At 61.6% G+C, this 15658-nt stretch carries 10 protein-coding genes and 1 tRNA gene; 4 read left to right on the top strand and 7 right to left on the bottom strand.

Translation table 11 applies throughout. From position 1 onward, the window contains the following. Entirely contained in the window at positions 1-1296 is a 1296-nt protein-coding gene (locus C483_RS00615) for a DUF6498-containing protein (RefSeq protein WP_006651404.1), read from the top strand. 99 nt (positions 1297-1395) lie between these two features. On the opposite strand, the gene C483_RS00610 is transcribed toward C483_RS00615, so the two are convergent. Continuing rightward, positions 1396-2673, bottom strand: a complete 1278-nt coding sequence (locus C483_RS00610; protein ID WP_006651403.1) for a DUF7115 domain-containing protein — start codon at positions 2671-2673, stop codon at positions 1396-1398. Positions 2674-2775: 102 nt separating this feature from the next. Between C483_RS00610 and C483_RS00605 the strand changes: the two genes are divergently transcribed. Then, positions 2776-2929: transfer RNA gene (locus tag C483_RS00605), tRNA-Met, on the top strand. A gap of 211 nt (positions 2930-3140) precedes the next feature. Beyond that, on the top strand, positions 3141-3686 hold the full coding sequence (locus C483_RS00600) for a HalOD1 output domain-containing protein (protein WP_006651402.1): 546 nt from the start codon (positions 3141-3143) through the stop codon (positions 3684-3686). 219 nt (positions 3687-3905) lie between these two features. Here C483_RS00600 and C483_RS00595 read toward each other — a convergent pair whose 3' ends face one another. From C483_RS00595 to C483_RS00575, 5 genes are all read right to left on the bottom strand, one after another. Next, positions 3906-4208, bottom strand: a complete 303-nt coding sequence (locus tag C483_RS00595) for a HalOD1 output domain-containing protein (protein ID WP_006651401.1) — start codon at positions 4206-4208, stop codon at positions 3906-3908. 107 nt (positions 4209-4315) lie between these two features. After that, positions 4316-7987, bottom strand: coding sequence for a GAF domain-containing protein (locus tag C483_RS00590; RefSeq protein ID WP_006651400.1), 3672 nt, complete (start codon positions 7985-7987; stop codon positions 4316-4318). A gap of 91 nt (positions 7988-8078) precedes the next feature. After that, positions 8079-9764: a gamma-glutamyltransferase family protein gene (locus C483_RS00585; protein WP_394295573.1), complete on the bottom strand. Its 1686-nt coding sequence runs from the start codon at positions 9762-9764 to the stop codon at positions 8079-8081. Positions 9765-9869: 105 nt separating this feature from the next. Further along, positions 9870-10949: a DNA-methyltransferase gene (locus C483_RS00580; protein WP_006651398.1), complete on the bottom strand. Its 1080-nt coding sequence runs from the start codon at positions 10947-10949 to the stop codon at positions 9870-9872. Between the two features lie 180 nt (positions 10950-11129). Then, positions 11130-11810, bottom strand: coding sequence for a hypothetical protein (locus C483_RS00575; RefSeq protein ID WP_006651397.1), 681 nt, complete (start codon positions 11808-11810; stop codon positions 11130-11132). A gap of 320 nt (positions 11811-12130) precedes the next feature. On the opposite strand from C483_RS00575, the gene C483_RS00570 reads away from it, so the two are divergent. Continuing rightward, entirely contained in the window at positions 12131-12781 is a 651-nt protein-coding gene (locus tag C483_RS00570) for a hypothetical protein (protein WP_049912349.1), read from the top strand. Between the two features lie 13 nt (positions 12782-12794). On the opposite strand, the gene C483_RS00565 is transcribed toward C483_RS00570, so the two are convergent. After that, a complete protein-coding gene (locus C483_RS00565; RefSeq protein ID WP_006651395.1) occupies positions 12795-15545 on the bottom strand; it encodes a hypothetical protein in 2751 nt (916 codons plus the stop codon). Positions 15546-15658: the final 113 nt, after the last annotated feature.

Below are 15658 nucleotides of genomic sequence, written 5' to 3'. Positions count from 1 at the left end.
ATGAACGGGCCAGGTTTTGAATCGACACGATCTGCATCTGCAGACTCGATACCACACTGGCTCTGGAACGCACTCCCGCTGGTCGGCATCGTCCTCCTCGGGTGGGATCCGCTGGTCGTCGTCCTTCTCTACTGGCTCGAGTTCGGCGTGCGCCTGTTGCTGAACGCGCCAAAAATCATGCTGGCAAGCGGCGACCGGACGGGACGACTGCCGGACGATGTCGGCTGCTGGCCCGACGGCCCAACAATTCGCCTCGGAACGGCCTGGCTTGCCATCCTCTCGGTCGTCGTCTACGGACTTGCGTACCTCGTCGTGACGAGCGGGTCGCCGCTCTGGTCCGTATTCGGCGAGATAACGCTCTCGAGAAGCGGTGCAGGTGAGATCGCAGCCGGAACCATGGTGCTCACGGTCGGAGCGATGCTCGGCTCACAGTTGCTCGCATTTAGAACTGAATTTCTCGGCAAGTGCGAATACGAACGCGTCACACCCGCGATTCAGTTCGTCCGACCGATCGGACACCTCTGGCTGTTCTTCCTCGTGCTCCTCTTTGCGAGCGGCCACACTGTCTTCGACGGGAATCCGATGATGCTCGCGACGGTGTTGATCCTGTTCAAGACCGCAGGTGACGTGCTGGCGAGGCGTGGACTTCGCATTCAGCCACCGTCCGAAGCCGCCAGATCACGAACCGAATCGTTTACACCGACCGCACCGCCCAACTGGACCGGCGAGCCTTCGGTACGCGCCCTCACTCTCGTCTGGACCCCGGTCATCGCTGCCGGCTCGGTGCTCGCAGTTTCTCTTACACTCGGCCTTTACGGACTCCTCATCCTGGACGTGGCCGGCCAGCCCTACACCGGCGTGCTCGCTCTCGGCGGTATGTTCCTCGTTGCAACAATCGGTCTCACCGCGTTCGGTGTTGTCGTTCTCCGCCGACGATACGGAGGACTCGAGTACCACATCTATCCGACCGGGATTGCGATCTACAACACGCGACACGAGACGGTTGTCCGGTTCGTTCCGTACCACACTATCGAGGACTGCACGTGCTACCGCGGCGTGCTGCCCAGAGCGCTCGGCCTGAGTTCGGTCTGTCTTCGACTCGAGGAGCCGCCAAGCGGAGCGCGGGACGGGCGCTTTCGAACGGTGTTCTCGAGCCGCGAGAGCGCTTCGTTCGGGGCCGACGATGACGACGTGGATGTCATGTTGCGGGCGCTCCCAGTGACAGAGGCACAACGTGCCAGGGAGTTGATCGACAATCATCATCGACAGCGCCAAACAGAAGCGAAGACTGCGTGATGAGAATAACAGATACCGACGGTATCAAGGGATATCGACGGCGTTAATCGAAACCAGAAACCAAAACCCAGAAGCCAAAACCCAGAAGCCAGAACGTGACTACCGACCCTGCCGAAGCTCGGTGATCAACTGCTCGATCGTCTCCTGTTGTCGCTCGATGAGTTCGTTCTGCTCATCGACAGCCGTCTCGAGTGCATCGAGTCGATCGAGCACCTCTGGTGCGGGGGTGGGGTCAGTATCGAGGTCGCCGTCGCTCTCGTTCGTACTCGAGTCGGCTGGCTCTTCGAAGATCGGATCGGTGTCCACGATGCCGGCCTCGTGTGTGGCCTCCTCGGGAGTACCAGCAGCAACATCGCTGTCGGACGGTGTGGACTGTGGCGAGTCGGCTGAGCCAGCATCGGCCGACGACTGTTGACCCTGCTGTCCCCACTCTTCGACACTGGCGGGTTCGCTCGACGCGTTGGACTGTGTCTGTGTCTGTGTTTGCGTTTGCGTCTCCTGGTCCTGCTGGGCGAGCGGGTCCGAAGAAGCCGCCTGGCCCGTCTGTGCCTCGGAGTCGACGGTCGGCTGGTCCTGTGGCTGGGACTGCGTCTGTTCCTGTGGCTGTGCCTGTGTCTGCTCCCGAGCACGCCCACCATCCTCCCGATCCGTCAACTCCGGTGGGTTCGCATCGAGTGGATCGACACCGTCACCGAAATCCATCGACGAACCGGACTCCTCGGGTTCGTCGTCTTCTTCGACGCCAACGACGTCATTGAGTTCGGCAAGCGAACTCACGTCGTGGTACTCGAACAGCGCACGCTGGAGGCGTTCCCGGAGATCGTTCGCCTCATCGTTCGGCGCTTTGATCCGCTGTGGTCGCCCATCGACCGAGAGAACGATCTGCGTCGCAACGCTCCCATCCTCGAAAGCGAGGTTCGTCACGTCCTCAAAGGCATACTCCTCGTAATCCTCGTCCCAGACTGCCCCGCCGATGTGCTTGACCAGTCGGTCACTCGTGATGATCAGAGTCAACTCGCTGAAGCGGTAGGTCTGGACGACCGTCTCGCCGGCGTTCGTAATGCCGTTACCGTTCAACACACCCGCGATAACCGGGTGTAACACGTCGTCCGTCGCCTTCGCTGGCACGGTGAACTGTTTGTCGTCCTCGAGTGGGTACTCGAGTGTGAACTTGGTTTTGCGTCGGCCTTCCGAGAGAGTGAGGCGGTCGGCGTCGTGGGGATAGTCGTCGACTGATTCGTCGCTCAAGAGACCCTCGGAGCGATAGAGGAGTGTTCTCGAAGACGTGACGAAGAGTTCGTCCTCGCCCCCGAGCGAGACTCGTGCGGCGATCTCCTCGCCATCGAGAGTAGATTGAACGATGCCGGGAACGTTCATGCGTCGCAGTTCGTAATAACGTGTGATAAATCCGTGGGTCCAGATTGCACGACGAACGGGAATGAGAAGCTTAAAGAAAGGCAGGCGACTACCGGAGAGTGAGCCCGGGTGGCTTAGCTGGACATAGCGCCGCACTCATAGGGTTCAGAGATTCGGTGCGGTTTCGCCTTGGAAGCCTCCGTGTCCCCACGAGGACTCTGCCGAGCCTCGGACCTGGGACATGCGGAGATCGAGGGTTCGGAGCCCTCCCCGGGCATATTTTGGACGGTGATTACAACTCGAAGAGCGGAGCGGCTATGAGAGAGGACTGTTCGTCCAGACGCTGTTGGGACTCGAAACTGAGTTGAGCGAGCGGGGGAGTGATGACTCACGTGCCTGGGAACCGTCTGCCATGCGTCAGACACACGGCAGCCGAGCGTCAGCAAACCATCATCGGATTTATGTGTCGTGATGTGGCAGAGGGGAGCATGGGGACGGGGATCGACCCGAGTCAAAACGTTATCCAGCAGATCGCAGCGATCGAGGGGCTCGAACCGGCAGAACTCGAGCCGCCGCTGTATGAAGTCATAGATCCGCATGCACTCGATGCGCTGGTTCAGACACAGTCACGAACCAGGACGGTCGGTGTAGTGCGTGAACCAGGGGTTGGTGGTACCGACAGTGAAAGTGAACCTGATACTGATACTAATACCGATACCGATACTGAGACAGGTATTGAGACGGGAACTGAAACAGAAACAGGCGTTGAGACGGGAACTGAGGCAGGAACAGGGATTGGGACAGAACCGGAGCCAGAGACAGACACAGGGGACGGCGGTGGTATCAGTCCGGAAACAGACCCTGAAACGGGAACTGGACCAACGTACACGCCTCCCGCAGGACTCTCGCAGATCGTGTTTACGTACCGCGGACACCGGATTCAGGTCGACGGCACTGGAGCCGTCAAGATCCCCCCACACCAGCCGCCAGAATCGGGGCCGACCGGCTCAACGGAGGACGTCCAAAGCGATTGAGACCGCCACGCCGATGCTGTGAGTCGGGTAGCACCAGACTGATAGCGGCAGCGAGAGACTGGGAGTGACCAGTCTCGGCTCACACGGTGATGAGTCGCCAGCGGCTACCGTGTTGTGAGTGGAGATGCTGGATAGCTCGACGGAACGAATCGACTCGGCAGGCAAAAACAGCCATCAGGGTACGTGCCCGAGGAAGAATTAGGTGTCAGATTCAACCAATTAGGTATCAGATTCAACCCGGATCGTTCCGTCCGCCGTGACAGTGACGAGACAGTCGTTGTATTCGAACGTCACCGAGCCCTCGTTTCTGAGGCCGTTCGCTCGTGGCTCGAACAACCGTTCGAGCGCATCGGCGTTGATGGCGTAGTGCAGCGGTTCGAGTTCGGTCGCGTCTGCGTTGCAAACGGTGGCAACAGCGGTTGCGATCGTGACGCTTAACGGCTCGTCGTCGAGTCGATCGTACTGTACAGTATACTCCCCTTTCGCAACTGGTGATTGTGAAGTCATTTCGATCTCAGTCATTGCTGTCGACCCCCGCTTTCCGTGGAAGGCATCCCTACCTTCACGATTGGTTGCAAAGAGCCTGATCGTTAACTGTGTAACTACGCCGGCCGAGGGCGGTTAAACAGTTAACCATCACTCGTTGAGAACGCATCGTCGAACAGTGTATCGAAGAGTTTCGCCTCCGAGGCGCGGACGTGCTTGTGAAACGCTGGAGAGGAAATGTCGAGCGAGTCCGCGATTTCCTCACCGGTCGTCTCGCGTGGCCAGTCGAAGAATCCGCCGTGGTAGGCGGTCTGGACGACCTCGCGCTGGCGCTCGGTCAACTGGCCCAACAGCGCACTCCGACCGGCCGCATCGAGAGCCAGCGGCGTTTCTGCTGGCTGGTCACGACGTGCGACCATTGTAGCTTCGACACCGTTTCGATCGAGTGCCGAGAGAATATCTCTGATTTCGACAACATCTGGGACGTCGAGTCGGGCGCGAGTCGGTTCGCCTGCTGCGGCGGAGACCGATCGGAGCGTTCCACCCTGTGAACCGACGATAGAGCCGAGGAAGGAGCCGGCAATCCGTAGTTGGAGGAGCGTTTGCCCATTGGAGTTCGCGATGACCGAGCTGTCGACGATCCCCGTGAGTTCGTTCAGTTTGGCCGTCTGGAGCGGTTCTGACACCTTCTCGGAGTCGTTATCGTTGCTGTCTCCCTCGCCTTTACCCTCATTTTCACCTTTACCTTCATCTTCATTTTCACCTTCATCTTCGTCTTCAAACCCGTCTATGGAAACGAAGACAACCGTCTCGTCTGCACCAGCCGTCGCACCCTCGAGTTCAACCGTTGCACCGAGGTGGGTTGCAAGGTCGCCAAGAATCGAGCCGCGTTCGATCTCGAGTTCGACCTCGGTTCGGTCGTCGTCGGTGGCTGCCCGTCTGCGTTTGACGGCGTCGATCGAGTAGGCGATGGTCTCACCGAGTTCGACGAGCACCTCACGGAACCGGTCGTCGAAGGCGTTCCGGTCGTCGCCGTAGAGCGTGAGCACGCCGTAGAGGAAGTCGTCGTAGACGAGCGGAACGGCGTACACGGACTGGAACGTCTGGGAGAGCGCTTCGGCGCGCCAATCGCCGTCGTGGACGGCGTCTGCAACGTTGTCGACGGCGGTCGGTGTTCGCGTCCGCGCCGTTCTCCCCGCTGGTTCGGCCGCCGAGTCCTCGACGGTCGTGACGGCGACAGTATCGAGGTAGCCGTGATCACGGCCGGCCTGAGCCCGCATGCGGAGTTCGTTCCCGCCCGGGTCCGGTGCACCGATCCAGGCCATCGAGCAGGCGTCGAGGTCGGTGAGTTTGGCACAGATTCCCTGTTCGATTTCAGCGCGTGAGTCGGCCATCAACAACAGCTGTTCTATCTCCTGTCGAACACGGTTGGCCGCGTTCAGACGTTCGAGTCGGTCGTTCTGTTGTTTGAGTTCGCGCTCGCGTTCGTGCAGTCTGCGGGTTCGTCCGATCCGGTCAAGCGCTGCCTCTGCCGTACGGGCGAACAACTGGGCCAACTCCGCCGTTTCGTCGTCGTACGTGTTCCGTTCCGGCGAAACGGCAACGAGGACGCCGTGCTCGCCGAGCGGAACGAAGAGCGCACTGCGGGCATCCGTCTCCGGGTCGTACACTTTCTCTTCTTGAGATACATCGTCGAAAACCGATGGCGACCCGGCGACGAACGTTTCCCAGGCCAGACACTCACCCGGCTGGAGCCGCGGCGGTGACCCAACCAGGGACTCGAGTGCGGTCGAGTACGCAGCAGGGACGAGTTCGTTCTGCTGGTCGTCGAACCGGTAGACACAGGCGTCGAGATCGAGGAGGTCAGCGGCGACGTCGACGATATACTCGCAGGCAGCCTGCTTCGATTCGACGGTGAGCAGGTGGCTTGTGGCGTCGTGCAGGCCGTTGAGCGTCTCCTGGTACTGGACGCGTTCGGTGACGTCGACGGCGGTCCCGATGATGCGCTCGATGTCGGATTGCTCGCCAGTGGCTGGGCCGGAGACGGACTCTCCGCTGTGTCTGTCTCCGTCTCTATCTCTATCTCTGTCTCTATCTCTGTCGACTGTCACTGGGCGACACCAGGCGTCGAGTATCCGCCCGTCGACTTCGTTCTGGACGTGAATCGGGTAGCCCTCGAGTGCGGCACGGAAATCGGAGCGGACCTTGGGGTCGTCGTCGAAGAGGTCGAGGACGGATCTGCCGACGACTTCCTCGGGAACCGTATCGAGTCGTTCGAGGCCCTGCCCTTCGGCCAGCGTCACCGTGCCGTCTGGGTCGAGCGTAAAGAGGATGAGCGGCGCGTTGTTGACGATTGCCTGCAGTCGTTCAGTCCGGACCTCAAGTTCGCGTTCGCGTTCGATGCGGTCGGTTATGTCCCGGAAGTAGACCGAGACACCGGTTGCGGAGGGATAGATTCGGGCCTCGATCCAGCGGTCATACGGCCCGTAGTAGCGCTCGAGTGACTGGAGTGTCTGTTCTTCCATCGCTTCGATCGCTGCCTGCTGGAAGTCCGTACCGGCCATCTCCGGGAAGACATCGAGGATTGATTCACCGAGCAGGTCCTCCTTGTCAGCGTCGAGCGTGGCTGCGGCCTGTTCGTTAACGTAGGAGAACCGCCAGTCCGCATCGAGCGCGAAGAACGCATCCGTCACGCGGCGGAACGATTCGTCCAGTTCCCGTTCGACGCGGTGATACTCCGTGACGTCCCTGACTGAGGCGACGATACCGTCGACCGGTTCGTCGTCGAGTCGGTTCGTCAGTGTTGCCTCGTAGACGCCCCAGGTTTCGGTCTCTTCGCTGGTTCGACACTGGTACTCGACCGCTTCCGTCGAACCAACGTCGGCCGATCTAACGGACGCGATCGCCGCACGGACGCCGTCGGTATCGTCGGGATGAATCCGGTCGAGAAAGTGAGTGCCACAGAGCGTCTGCAGGTCGTCCGCCGTCGCACCCGTTGGCTCCGCCGCACTCGAGTCGTCCTGGGCTGACGGGCTGACGTAGGTGATCTCTCCCGTCTCATCGAGGACGAACAGCAGGTCAGCGGAGCGCTCGAGCAACGAGCGGTACCACTTGCGCTGGGCGGTGACTGTCTCGGTCAGTGTGGCGAACTGGATCGTCCGTTGTAATCGGTGTTCGAGTTGGTGGCGGGACTCGAGTGTCGCGTACGGAACGATTTCGGTGGGTTCCGGTTCCGGTCCCGGTTCCGCTGTTGCTGCTGGCGCTGGCGGTGACGCTGAGTCTGGTCTACATGTACTCGGTGCATTTGCGTCGGTATCAGTGGTGAGGGGGACGCTACTCTCAGTACTCTTCTCGCTCCCCACACTCTCATCTCTCTCATCGAACGAAACCGCCATGCGCCCGGACTCGTCGGCCGTCTGCTCGGCCCCGTCGGGCGGCGCGTAGAGAACAGGACAGTCGGACTCGAGTAGGTCGTGGGTATCGACCGCGTGGAGTGAGTCGAGGTCATCGGTGAGGATGCAGTGTGGCGGTGGCTGTGGAGTGGCTGTGTCCGGGTTCGTGTTGGTGTTGGTGTTAGTGTTGGTGTTGGTGGTGTTCCTGTTGTTGCCGATGTTGCCGTTACTGTGGCTATCTCCATCCACCTCCGGAGAAACCGTCACGACAGAAACGACATCACTCTCCGCGAGCGTCTCGGAGACGGTGTCGCGGACGGAGGCCGAACCAGTGACGAGAACGCGAACGGGGGAGGGAACGGAAAGAGCGGTCGACGACGCGGGGGGCTCGGGGTGAGAGACAGTCTCGAGCCAGTCGTTCATACAGCCACTGTGTCTAGCAGCAATAAAAACTTCGCGCAGGATTATTTCCAGACCTCCTCCGGGAGAATTGGAGTCGGTCCGAGAGCGATGGTCAGTAGCCGATCGCTGCCCCGTCCTTGCGCGGTTCTGTTGCGCCGGAGAGTGTGTCGCCGTTCTGGCGGACGATCTGTGCACCACCGAACATCACCGGCGGGAGGACGCCGACGTCGTGGCCCGTTCGAGCGAGTTTCGCCAGTGCGGGGAGTCGCTCCTCGACGCCCAGGGTGCCGTCCTCGCGGTAGCGCCAGCGCGGTGCGTCGAGAGCGTCCTGCAGCGACATATCGTAGTCGATCAGGTTCGAGAGGACCTGGACGTGACCCTGTGGCTGCATGTAGCCGCCCATCACGCCGAAGGCGAGCCAGTCGTCCTCGTCGAGTTGCGCGATGGCGGGAACGAGCGTGTGGAACGGCCGTTTGCCGGCTGCCAGACTGTTCGGATGATCCGGATCGAGCGAGAACGACGCGCCGCGGTTCTGGAGCGCGATGCCCGTTTCGCCCGCGACGAGACCGCTACCGAAGCCGGCGAATCGGGAGTTGATGTAGGAGACGAGATTCCCTTCGTCGTCCGCGACCGTAAGGAGGACCGTGTCAGCGTCCTCGGCGTTCGCGTTCGGGACGCCGACTTCGGGGTCCTGAATCGGGGCGTCACCGATCGCGTTCGCCCGCTCGCGTGCGTAGGACTTGGCGGCAAGCGGCGGAACCGTCTCGTACTCGGGGTCCGTGATGTAGTGGTGGCCGTCGACGAACGCCAGTTTCATCGCCTCTGTAAAGGCGTGGATGCGCTCTGGCGAGTCGTACTCGTGTTCACCCGCACCGATCTCCTCCGCGATGTTGAGCGCCTCGAGCGCGATGAGTCCCTGATTGTTCGGCGGGAGTTCGTACACCGTCGCACCGTTGTAGGTCGTCTCGACGGGATCGATGAACTCGGGTTCGAACGAAGCGAGGTCGTCGTGGCTCATGACCCCGCCAGCGTCCTGGATCTCCTCGACGATGGCGTCCGCGATTTCGCCCTCGTAGAAGGCATCCGCGCCCTCGTCAGCAATCTGTTGCATCGACTTGCCGAGTTTCGGCAGGGTGACGACCTGTCCTGGATCCGGGCTCTCGCCGTCGAAGAGGTACGCCTCGCGGGCGTTCTCGTCCGTGAACAGGTCCTCGGCACCCGACCAGTGGTGAGCGATAATTGGCGAAACCGGATACCCCTCCGTTGCGTAGTGAATCGCCGGCTCGAGAACGTCACCGAGCGTCTTTCGGCCGAGTTCCTGTACCGTTGCTTCCCAGCCACGGGCCGTGCCGGGTACCGTGACCGCGTGCGGGCCGAGGAAGGGCATCTCGAGTTCGTCTTCGTCAGCGTCACCGTCGACTGCGTAGCCACGGGACTCGGGATAGTACTGTCCCGGGTCGTCGGAGTCGCGGAGGAACTCCTGCACGGTCTCGATCGACGTCTCGGCCGGTGCGCCGCCACAGGAACGCATCGCGCCGACCTCGCCGTCTGCGGTGCGATAGAGTGCAAAAACGTCACCGCCAAGGCCCGTCGAGGTCGGCTCGACGACGTTGAGCGCGGCCGCCGTCGCAACGGCCGCGTCGAACGCGTTTCCGCCGTCTTGCAGGATCGAGACACCCGCTTGGGATGCAAGCGGCTGGCTGGTCGCAACCATCCCTCGTTTCGCATATGCTGTCGATCGTTTCGAATCGAAGCGATCGAGATCGATTGAGTCGTTCACAGTGGTCACACCTGACATACTGGCGTGAACCACCAAAAGTACCGGTGTCCGTGTCAAACGACGTACTGTCAGCTGTTGAATGAAACCTGTATTAGTATGGATAGTGTCCGTAAGTTAGTGGATCTACTCGAACAACGGTTCGTGAACGGCGCGATAGCCGTCCGTGACGGTGTCCGTCTCAACTACCTCTCTGAGCAGGAGTTCCCGCTCCATCTTGGTGACGACTGACGTGTCGTAGTGGACCGCATCGTAGGACAGATCCTTTCCGTCTGCGCGACGCTGCTCGACGAACTCGCGATGGCGCTCGAGTCGCGCTCGCCCAACTGATCGAGAAAGCGATGGCACCCGCTCGACTCGCTCGTCGAAGACCTCGCGAAAGCCCGACTCGAGTTCCTGCCCGATCGAGTGCCGGCCAGCACACATCGCGGCTAGCGTCGTCGTGCCGGTCCCCCAGAACGGGTCGAGTACTGTATCGCCGTAGGCGGAGTACATCGTGATGAGCCGGTAGGGAATCTCGAACGGATAGGCGGCAGAGCGGTCACGCAAGTCTGTGTCCTGATCACTGGGCTCGATATCGGTATCGTCGGGGCGCTCGAGGTGCTGTAACTCACCCTGTACGTCCGTCCAGACGTCCGAGAACCAACTGTTTCGCTCCTCCCAGAAGTACGCCGCCTCGTATCGCCGGTCCGCACCGGGCTCGAAGGAGCGGCTGTCGCCACCGTTGCGAAAGAGCAGCACGTACTCGTGTTCGAGGGTCACGTACGCGTTCGGCGGCAGCGTCCCGCTTCCCATGAATTTCGCGGCGCTGTTCGTCGGCTTGCGCCAGAGCACGTCCGGTAACGGATCGAATCCGCGCGACTCGAACGCCTCGAGTACCCGCGCGTGATTCGAGAAGACGCGAAAGCTCCCGTCGACCGATCGGGTCGCGTCGCCGACGTTGATACAGGCGATGCCACCATCGACGAGCACTCGCTCGACCTCGTCCCAGACGCGATCGAGTTGGGCGTGCATCGCCTCGAACGCCCGGCGACCCGCGCCGGACTCGAGTGCGTCGCCGATCGCAGGGTCGAGTTCGGTAAAGAGGTCGTCCCACATTTCGATCATGGGGTACGGCGGGGACGTGACGACGAGTTCGACGGTATCGTCGTCGACTGCGGCGAGATCACGAGAGTCACCGACGAAAACGCGGTGGGTCGTCTCCATTGGCTTCACACTGTCGGCGTCGGCCCCTTAGCTCCTTCGTCAGCGCGCGACTGTAACCGTGTGCCGACATGTGAGGACTGGGTGTGGAAGGGCGCCACCGGGACCGAAATGGGAACTGCAACGACAGAGACGGTCAGTTGCCGAAAAGGGAGCGTGAGCGACGTAGATCGGATACCCCGGTTATTCGTCGTCTTCGTCTTCGTCCTCGCCCTCGTCTTCAGCGTCCGCCTCCTCATCGCCGTCATCACCGACACCATCGGAGTCCGACGCAGTATCTTCGTCCGCGCCCTCGTCCCCACCTTCGTCTTCGATACCCATCTCACTCTCCGCAACGTCCTCGAGTCCCTCCTCTGCTTTCTCCGCCAGGTCGCTCGCCGGCTCGAACTCCTCGATCGGCTCCCACTCCTCTTCCTCGCCCGAGAAGCGCCGTCGGAGATACGCGATGCCGACAATTGCTCCGACCAGCAGGACGAGCCGCATGAATCCGCTCCCTCCCTCATCCGTAGCTGCGGCCTCGTCGCCAGTCACCTCTTCAACTGCCTCCGTCGTCTCCTCGACCGCCGACTCCGTCTCCGTCTCTGTGTCCGACCCCATCACATCCTCGATCACGTCCGGCTCATCGACGTCCGAGAGCGGCGTCTCCTCGAGTGTCGGTGACTCGCGACCGGCGAGAAATCCGAGGGCGGCACCGAGGCCGAACGCGCCGGCAGCGAGTCCGAGCGACCGCTGTTCGTGTGAGCCGTCGGCCTCTTCGACGGCTTCGAGGATCGACTCACGCATCGACGAGTCGAGCCCCTTCCCGACGGCTTCCTTGACGACGAGTTCGGAGAGTGTCCTGTCCTGTTGCTCTGATTCGGGCATAATCCGCCACGACAACACCCCCGTACATAATTCTGTGGACTGTTTTTCAGCGCCCGTGTGCGGGGAAACTGGGTAAGAGCCTCCTACCCGGACGGTAGCTGCTAGTATGAGTGTGCTACTGGAGGTACCAGACGTGACGCCGATCGACACACGCGGCGCTAATACGGGTGTTTGCGCGTTCACGACCGCCTGAGTGTGTGAGGGAGAGACACAGGGAGTCACTGTCGATCGTGTGGGGTCTCCTACTCGGACGCGTCCGGCATGCAGTAATCATCGGATAACGAAACCCACTGGGACAAAAGACGGCGGGTGTGAGTACTGTGAGCGTGATTCGACACCCCGGTGTTCTCGGCCGCACAACTCGGCAACGGCTCGTCGGGATGACCGCAGCGCTCACGATCGCCGTCGTCGAAGCGCTCGCAGTCGGACTCTGGTTCGGACTCATCATCGGCTCCGGGACGACGTCGGCAGCCCTGCTCGGACTCGGAATCCTTCTCGCTGGGACGTTTCTCAGGGCCGGCATCGTCGATTCAACGGTAAGCGACATCCGCTCGGCGGTCTTCCTTCGGCGTGGCACCACTGCCCTGACGCTCGCCGCAGGCTGGGTTGTCTGGTTACTCATCGCCGAGTACGTCACCGGGCTGACCGGCCTCATCGTTGCTACCGTCTTCCTGACTGGTCTCCTCACCGCCCAGTTCTGTTTCGAACGACGACTGTTTCAACCACACTCGACGAACCTCTCCTCGTTCGGTCCCGTTATCTCCGCAGCCCTGCTCGCAATCGGTGCCGCGACGCTCCTCGCGACCGCCTGGTTCGCCGACTGGACGAACGGCTCGCCACTGGTCGAACTCGAGATCGCCTCCACTGTCATCCTGGTCGAAGCAGTACAGGTTGCAGCGCTCGCGTTCGTTTGTTGTGCCTTCCTTGCACACCAGTACAGAGTACAGCGGTTACTCGATTCGACCGTGTGAGCGACGCGAGCAGTCAGTCGTCGAGTCGCTCGTACGTGAGCTGGTTGTCCTCCTTGTACACGACCACCGCCACGATCGGGTCCTGGTCGCCGTGTGGACTGGATTCGTCGACCGCGTCGATCGTCGTGGTATCGCCCTCGGAGACAGTCTCATGTTCGTCCCAGCCAGTGGGGTCCATCTGTGTCGGTTCGACGATCACGCCCAGGTCGTCAGCGCCGATTTCGTCGCCGCCGACGTGTTCGACGGTTACCTCCTCGGCGTCCGTCTCGTATTCGATATCGAACTCGACAGTCGGGGCAACGACGTGACTCCGGACCGATCGCGGTTCGTCAGGCACGATCCACTGGACGGTAAGCTCAGTGCCGGCATCGAACGTACCGAGCTCGAGTTCATCACCGACAGTCAGCGTCTCGTGGCGATCCGCGGGCTGGACCGCGGCTGGCTCGCCGTCGACGAGAAGGTTGAAGGACTCGGCGTCTCGACTCGTCCGCTCTCGGTAGGCGGCAACGAGTCCGTCTTCGCGTTCGTCGAAGCGGAACGACCGATTCGGCTCCGGTGTGAAGTGGAAAAGAGAGCGGCGTGAGACGTAGTTCTCGCCCTCCTGAACCACCATGACGGTGATCCGGTCCTCAACGCCGACGTCCTCGAGCACGATGCTGTCGCCGTTGGTCAACGTCTCGTGGGCCTGCTCGAATAGATCACCGCCCAGATCGTCGTCTGCGCCGGCGGGACCGTCGCGTCTGTAGTTGAGAGAGAGGAACGACGGGTCAGCAGGCTGGCTACCAGTGTAGACAATCTCGACCTCGCGCGCGTCGTGGTCGTACTCTGCGTCGAGCAGGTCTCGGCCAGCAGTTGTGTGGCCGATACTGTATTCGGTGTCCTCAGGACCCTCCCAGACGAGTTCGACTCTCGCGAACGGCTCGGCCTCGGCCGTGAGGCTGTCGCCGGGTTCGAACGTGTCGTACTCGTCGGCCGGCTGTACGGCCATCAGGTCGTCACCTGCCCGTAACTCGAGATCGTCGGTATCGACCGCAGAGCCTTCGACGTGGTCGACCGTGACCGTTCCCTCGCTGTCGTCGTAGGTGATATCTACACGGGCGTGCGGTCGAACGACCTCCTCCGCGAGGACCGCAGGCTCGTCGGGTTCGTGCCACTCGATGGCGACGTGCGTGCCGTGGTCTACCTCGCCGAGTTCGATGCTGTCGCCCTCCGACAGGGTAGCAGTCACGTCGGTAAACTGGGTCGCTGCTGGCTCGTCGTCGGTCAGTACGCGGAACGCATCGGCGTCGCGGGTCTGCTCATCGTGGTACCTGGCAGTGATGGTTTCTTCGTGACTGGAGAGGAACATCCGAGGCGGCCGAACCCGGTAGGAGACGAGCGACCGTTGTGCCCTGTTCGGATTGGCTGGCACCGCCAGGTCGAGCGAGACCCGGTCACCCAGCGTGACGTCCTCGACTGTAATCGTCTCGCCGGTCGTCAGCGAGCGTCGGCCGTCGATCGCCGATCGCTCGGTCCCCGAAGCACCGTCGGCCCGCCGAACCAGTTCGAGGAGATCGGAGTCTACCTCGCGCTCACCAGTGTACGTGATTTCGACGGTCTCGGTATCGTAGTCGTAGCTCGCCTCGAACGACTCCCTGCCGACCGTGGTCGTCCCGTAGTAGTAATAGACGCCTTCGTCCTCGTCGAACCAGCGCAGTCCGACGTCGGCGATTGGCCCCGTCTCGAGTTCGAAGGTATCTCCCTCCGAGAACGTCGCATACTCGTCGGAAAGCTGGTCGTCGGCGAGGTCGCCGTTCTGCCACACGTCGAGCATGTCGGCGTCGATCGAGTCGCCGTCGACGTGTTCGAACGTCGCGACACCCTCGTCGGCGTTCGGTCGGGCGCGAACGGTGGCGTCAGGTGCGGCGTCACGGTCCCGCTCTGGCGGTTGTTCGACGACTGCGTCCACGTGGATGACTGCCCCCGAACGGTCGATCGACGCCTCGAGAACATCCCCCTCCTCAAGTCGCCGGAGTTGTTCGTGGACCCACTCGTCGTCGACATCGGCCGCACTCGAGGACAGCTGGAACACGTAGCTGTTTTCGAGCGTGTCGTCGTCGCTGTGTGTTCCAAGTGGGTGTTCGAGTCCGATGCCGATCGCGTCGACCAGCTCAGTGTCGAACCCGGGGGACGGAACCGCAGACACGTCCGGAACGATCGTGACGTACGACATCGAATCGAGGTGGTCGACTATCGTCTCGGTCACCTCGGGATCGGTGAGGATGGACGGCTCGTCTCCGTTTGCCGCCGCAATGGCTGCGTCGATGGTGTCCTCGCCGTCGTCACCGAGTGCGATGACCAGTTTTCCATCGGCGGCTGCGAGCGGATCGTCATTGACCTCGCCGACAGCCCAGCCGTCAGTGTCGTCGTCACCGATATCTGGCTGCTCGAACGAGCCAGTGATCGCGGCGAGTTGCATGTCGTCGCCGATAACCAGGACGGTTTCAGCAATCTCGTCGGCGTCGATGTCGTCGAACTCGTCGACGATGCCGTGGATTCCAGGGTAGCCAGGCTGGTGTTCCTGACCGTCAACACGCGAGTAGATGAGGTGTTGAACGGTCGTCTCGAGGGTCGATTCTGCGGGGACCAGCTCAAAAACGGACTCGATGTCAGACGGGAGGGAGGCCTGACTGCCGAGAGCGCCGTCCGTCGCTGCACCGGTGTACCCGGAGAGGGCGATGGCTGCGACGGTACCGCTTCCGGCAAGTAGTTCACGTCTTCGCATACTCGAACCGTTTCTAATCTTTATCCTTTAATCTATTGGAAACATAAACTGTATTCGAGCCTAATAGTACGTGAGTCACACAGACTGGCCACTCGTGTCCTGTATCGGTCGAA

Source organism: Natrialba hulunbeirensis JCM 10989 (assembly GCF_000337575.1).
Taxonomy (GTDB): Archaea; Halobacteriota; Halobacteria; order Halobacteriales; family Natrialbaceae; genus Natrialba; species Natrialba hulunbeirensis.
The sequence above is the reverse complement of the archived record's forward strand: the minus strand, read 5'-3'. Positions and strand labels throughout refer to the sequence as shown.

Coding starts and splice junctions, on each gene's coding strand:
- C483_RS00565 (WP_006651395.1), bottom strand. CDS start 15,545: ATGCGAAGACGTGAACTACTTGCCGGAAGCGGTACCGTCGCAGCCATC.
- C483_RS00615 (WP_006651404.1), top strand. CDS start 1: ATGAACGGGCCAGGTTTTGAATCGACACGATCTGCATCTGCAGACTCG.
- C483_RS00595 (WP_006651401.1), bottom strand. CDS start 4,208: ATGACTGAGATCGAAATGACTTCACAATCACCAGTTGCGAAAGGGGAG.
- C483_RS00600 (WP_006651402.1), top strand. CDS start 3,141: ATGGGGACGGGGATCGACCCGAGTCAAAACGTTATCCAGCAGATCGCA.
- C483_RS00575 (WP_006651397.1), bottom strand. CDS start 11,810: ATGCCCGAATCAGAGCAACAGGACAGGACACTCTCCGAACTCGTCGTC.
- C483_RS00580 (WP_006651398.1), bottom strand. CDS start 10,949: ATGGAGACGACCCACCGCGTTTTCGTCGGTGACTCTCGTGATCTCGCC.
- C483_RS00610 (WP_006651403.1), bottom strand. CDS start 2,673: ATGAACGTTCCCGGCATCGTTCAATCTACTCTCGATGGCGAGGAGATC.
- C483_RS00590 (WP_006651400.1), bottom strand. CDS start 7,987: ATGAACGACTGGCTCGAGACTGTCTCTCACCCCGAGCCCCCCGCGTCG.
- C483_RS00585 (WP_394295573.1), bottom strand. CDS start 9,764: ATGTCAGGTGTGACCACTGTGAACGACTCAATCGATCTCGATCGCTTC.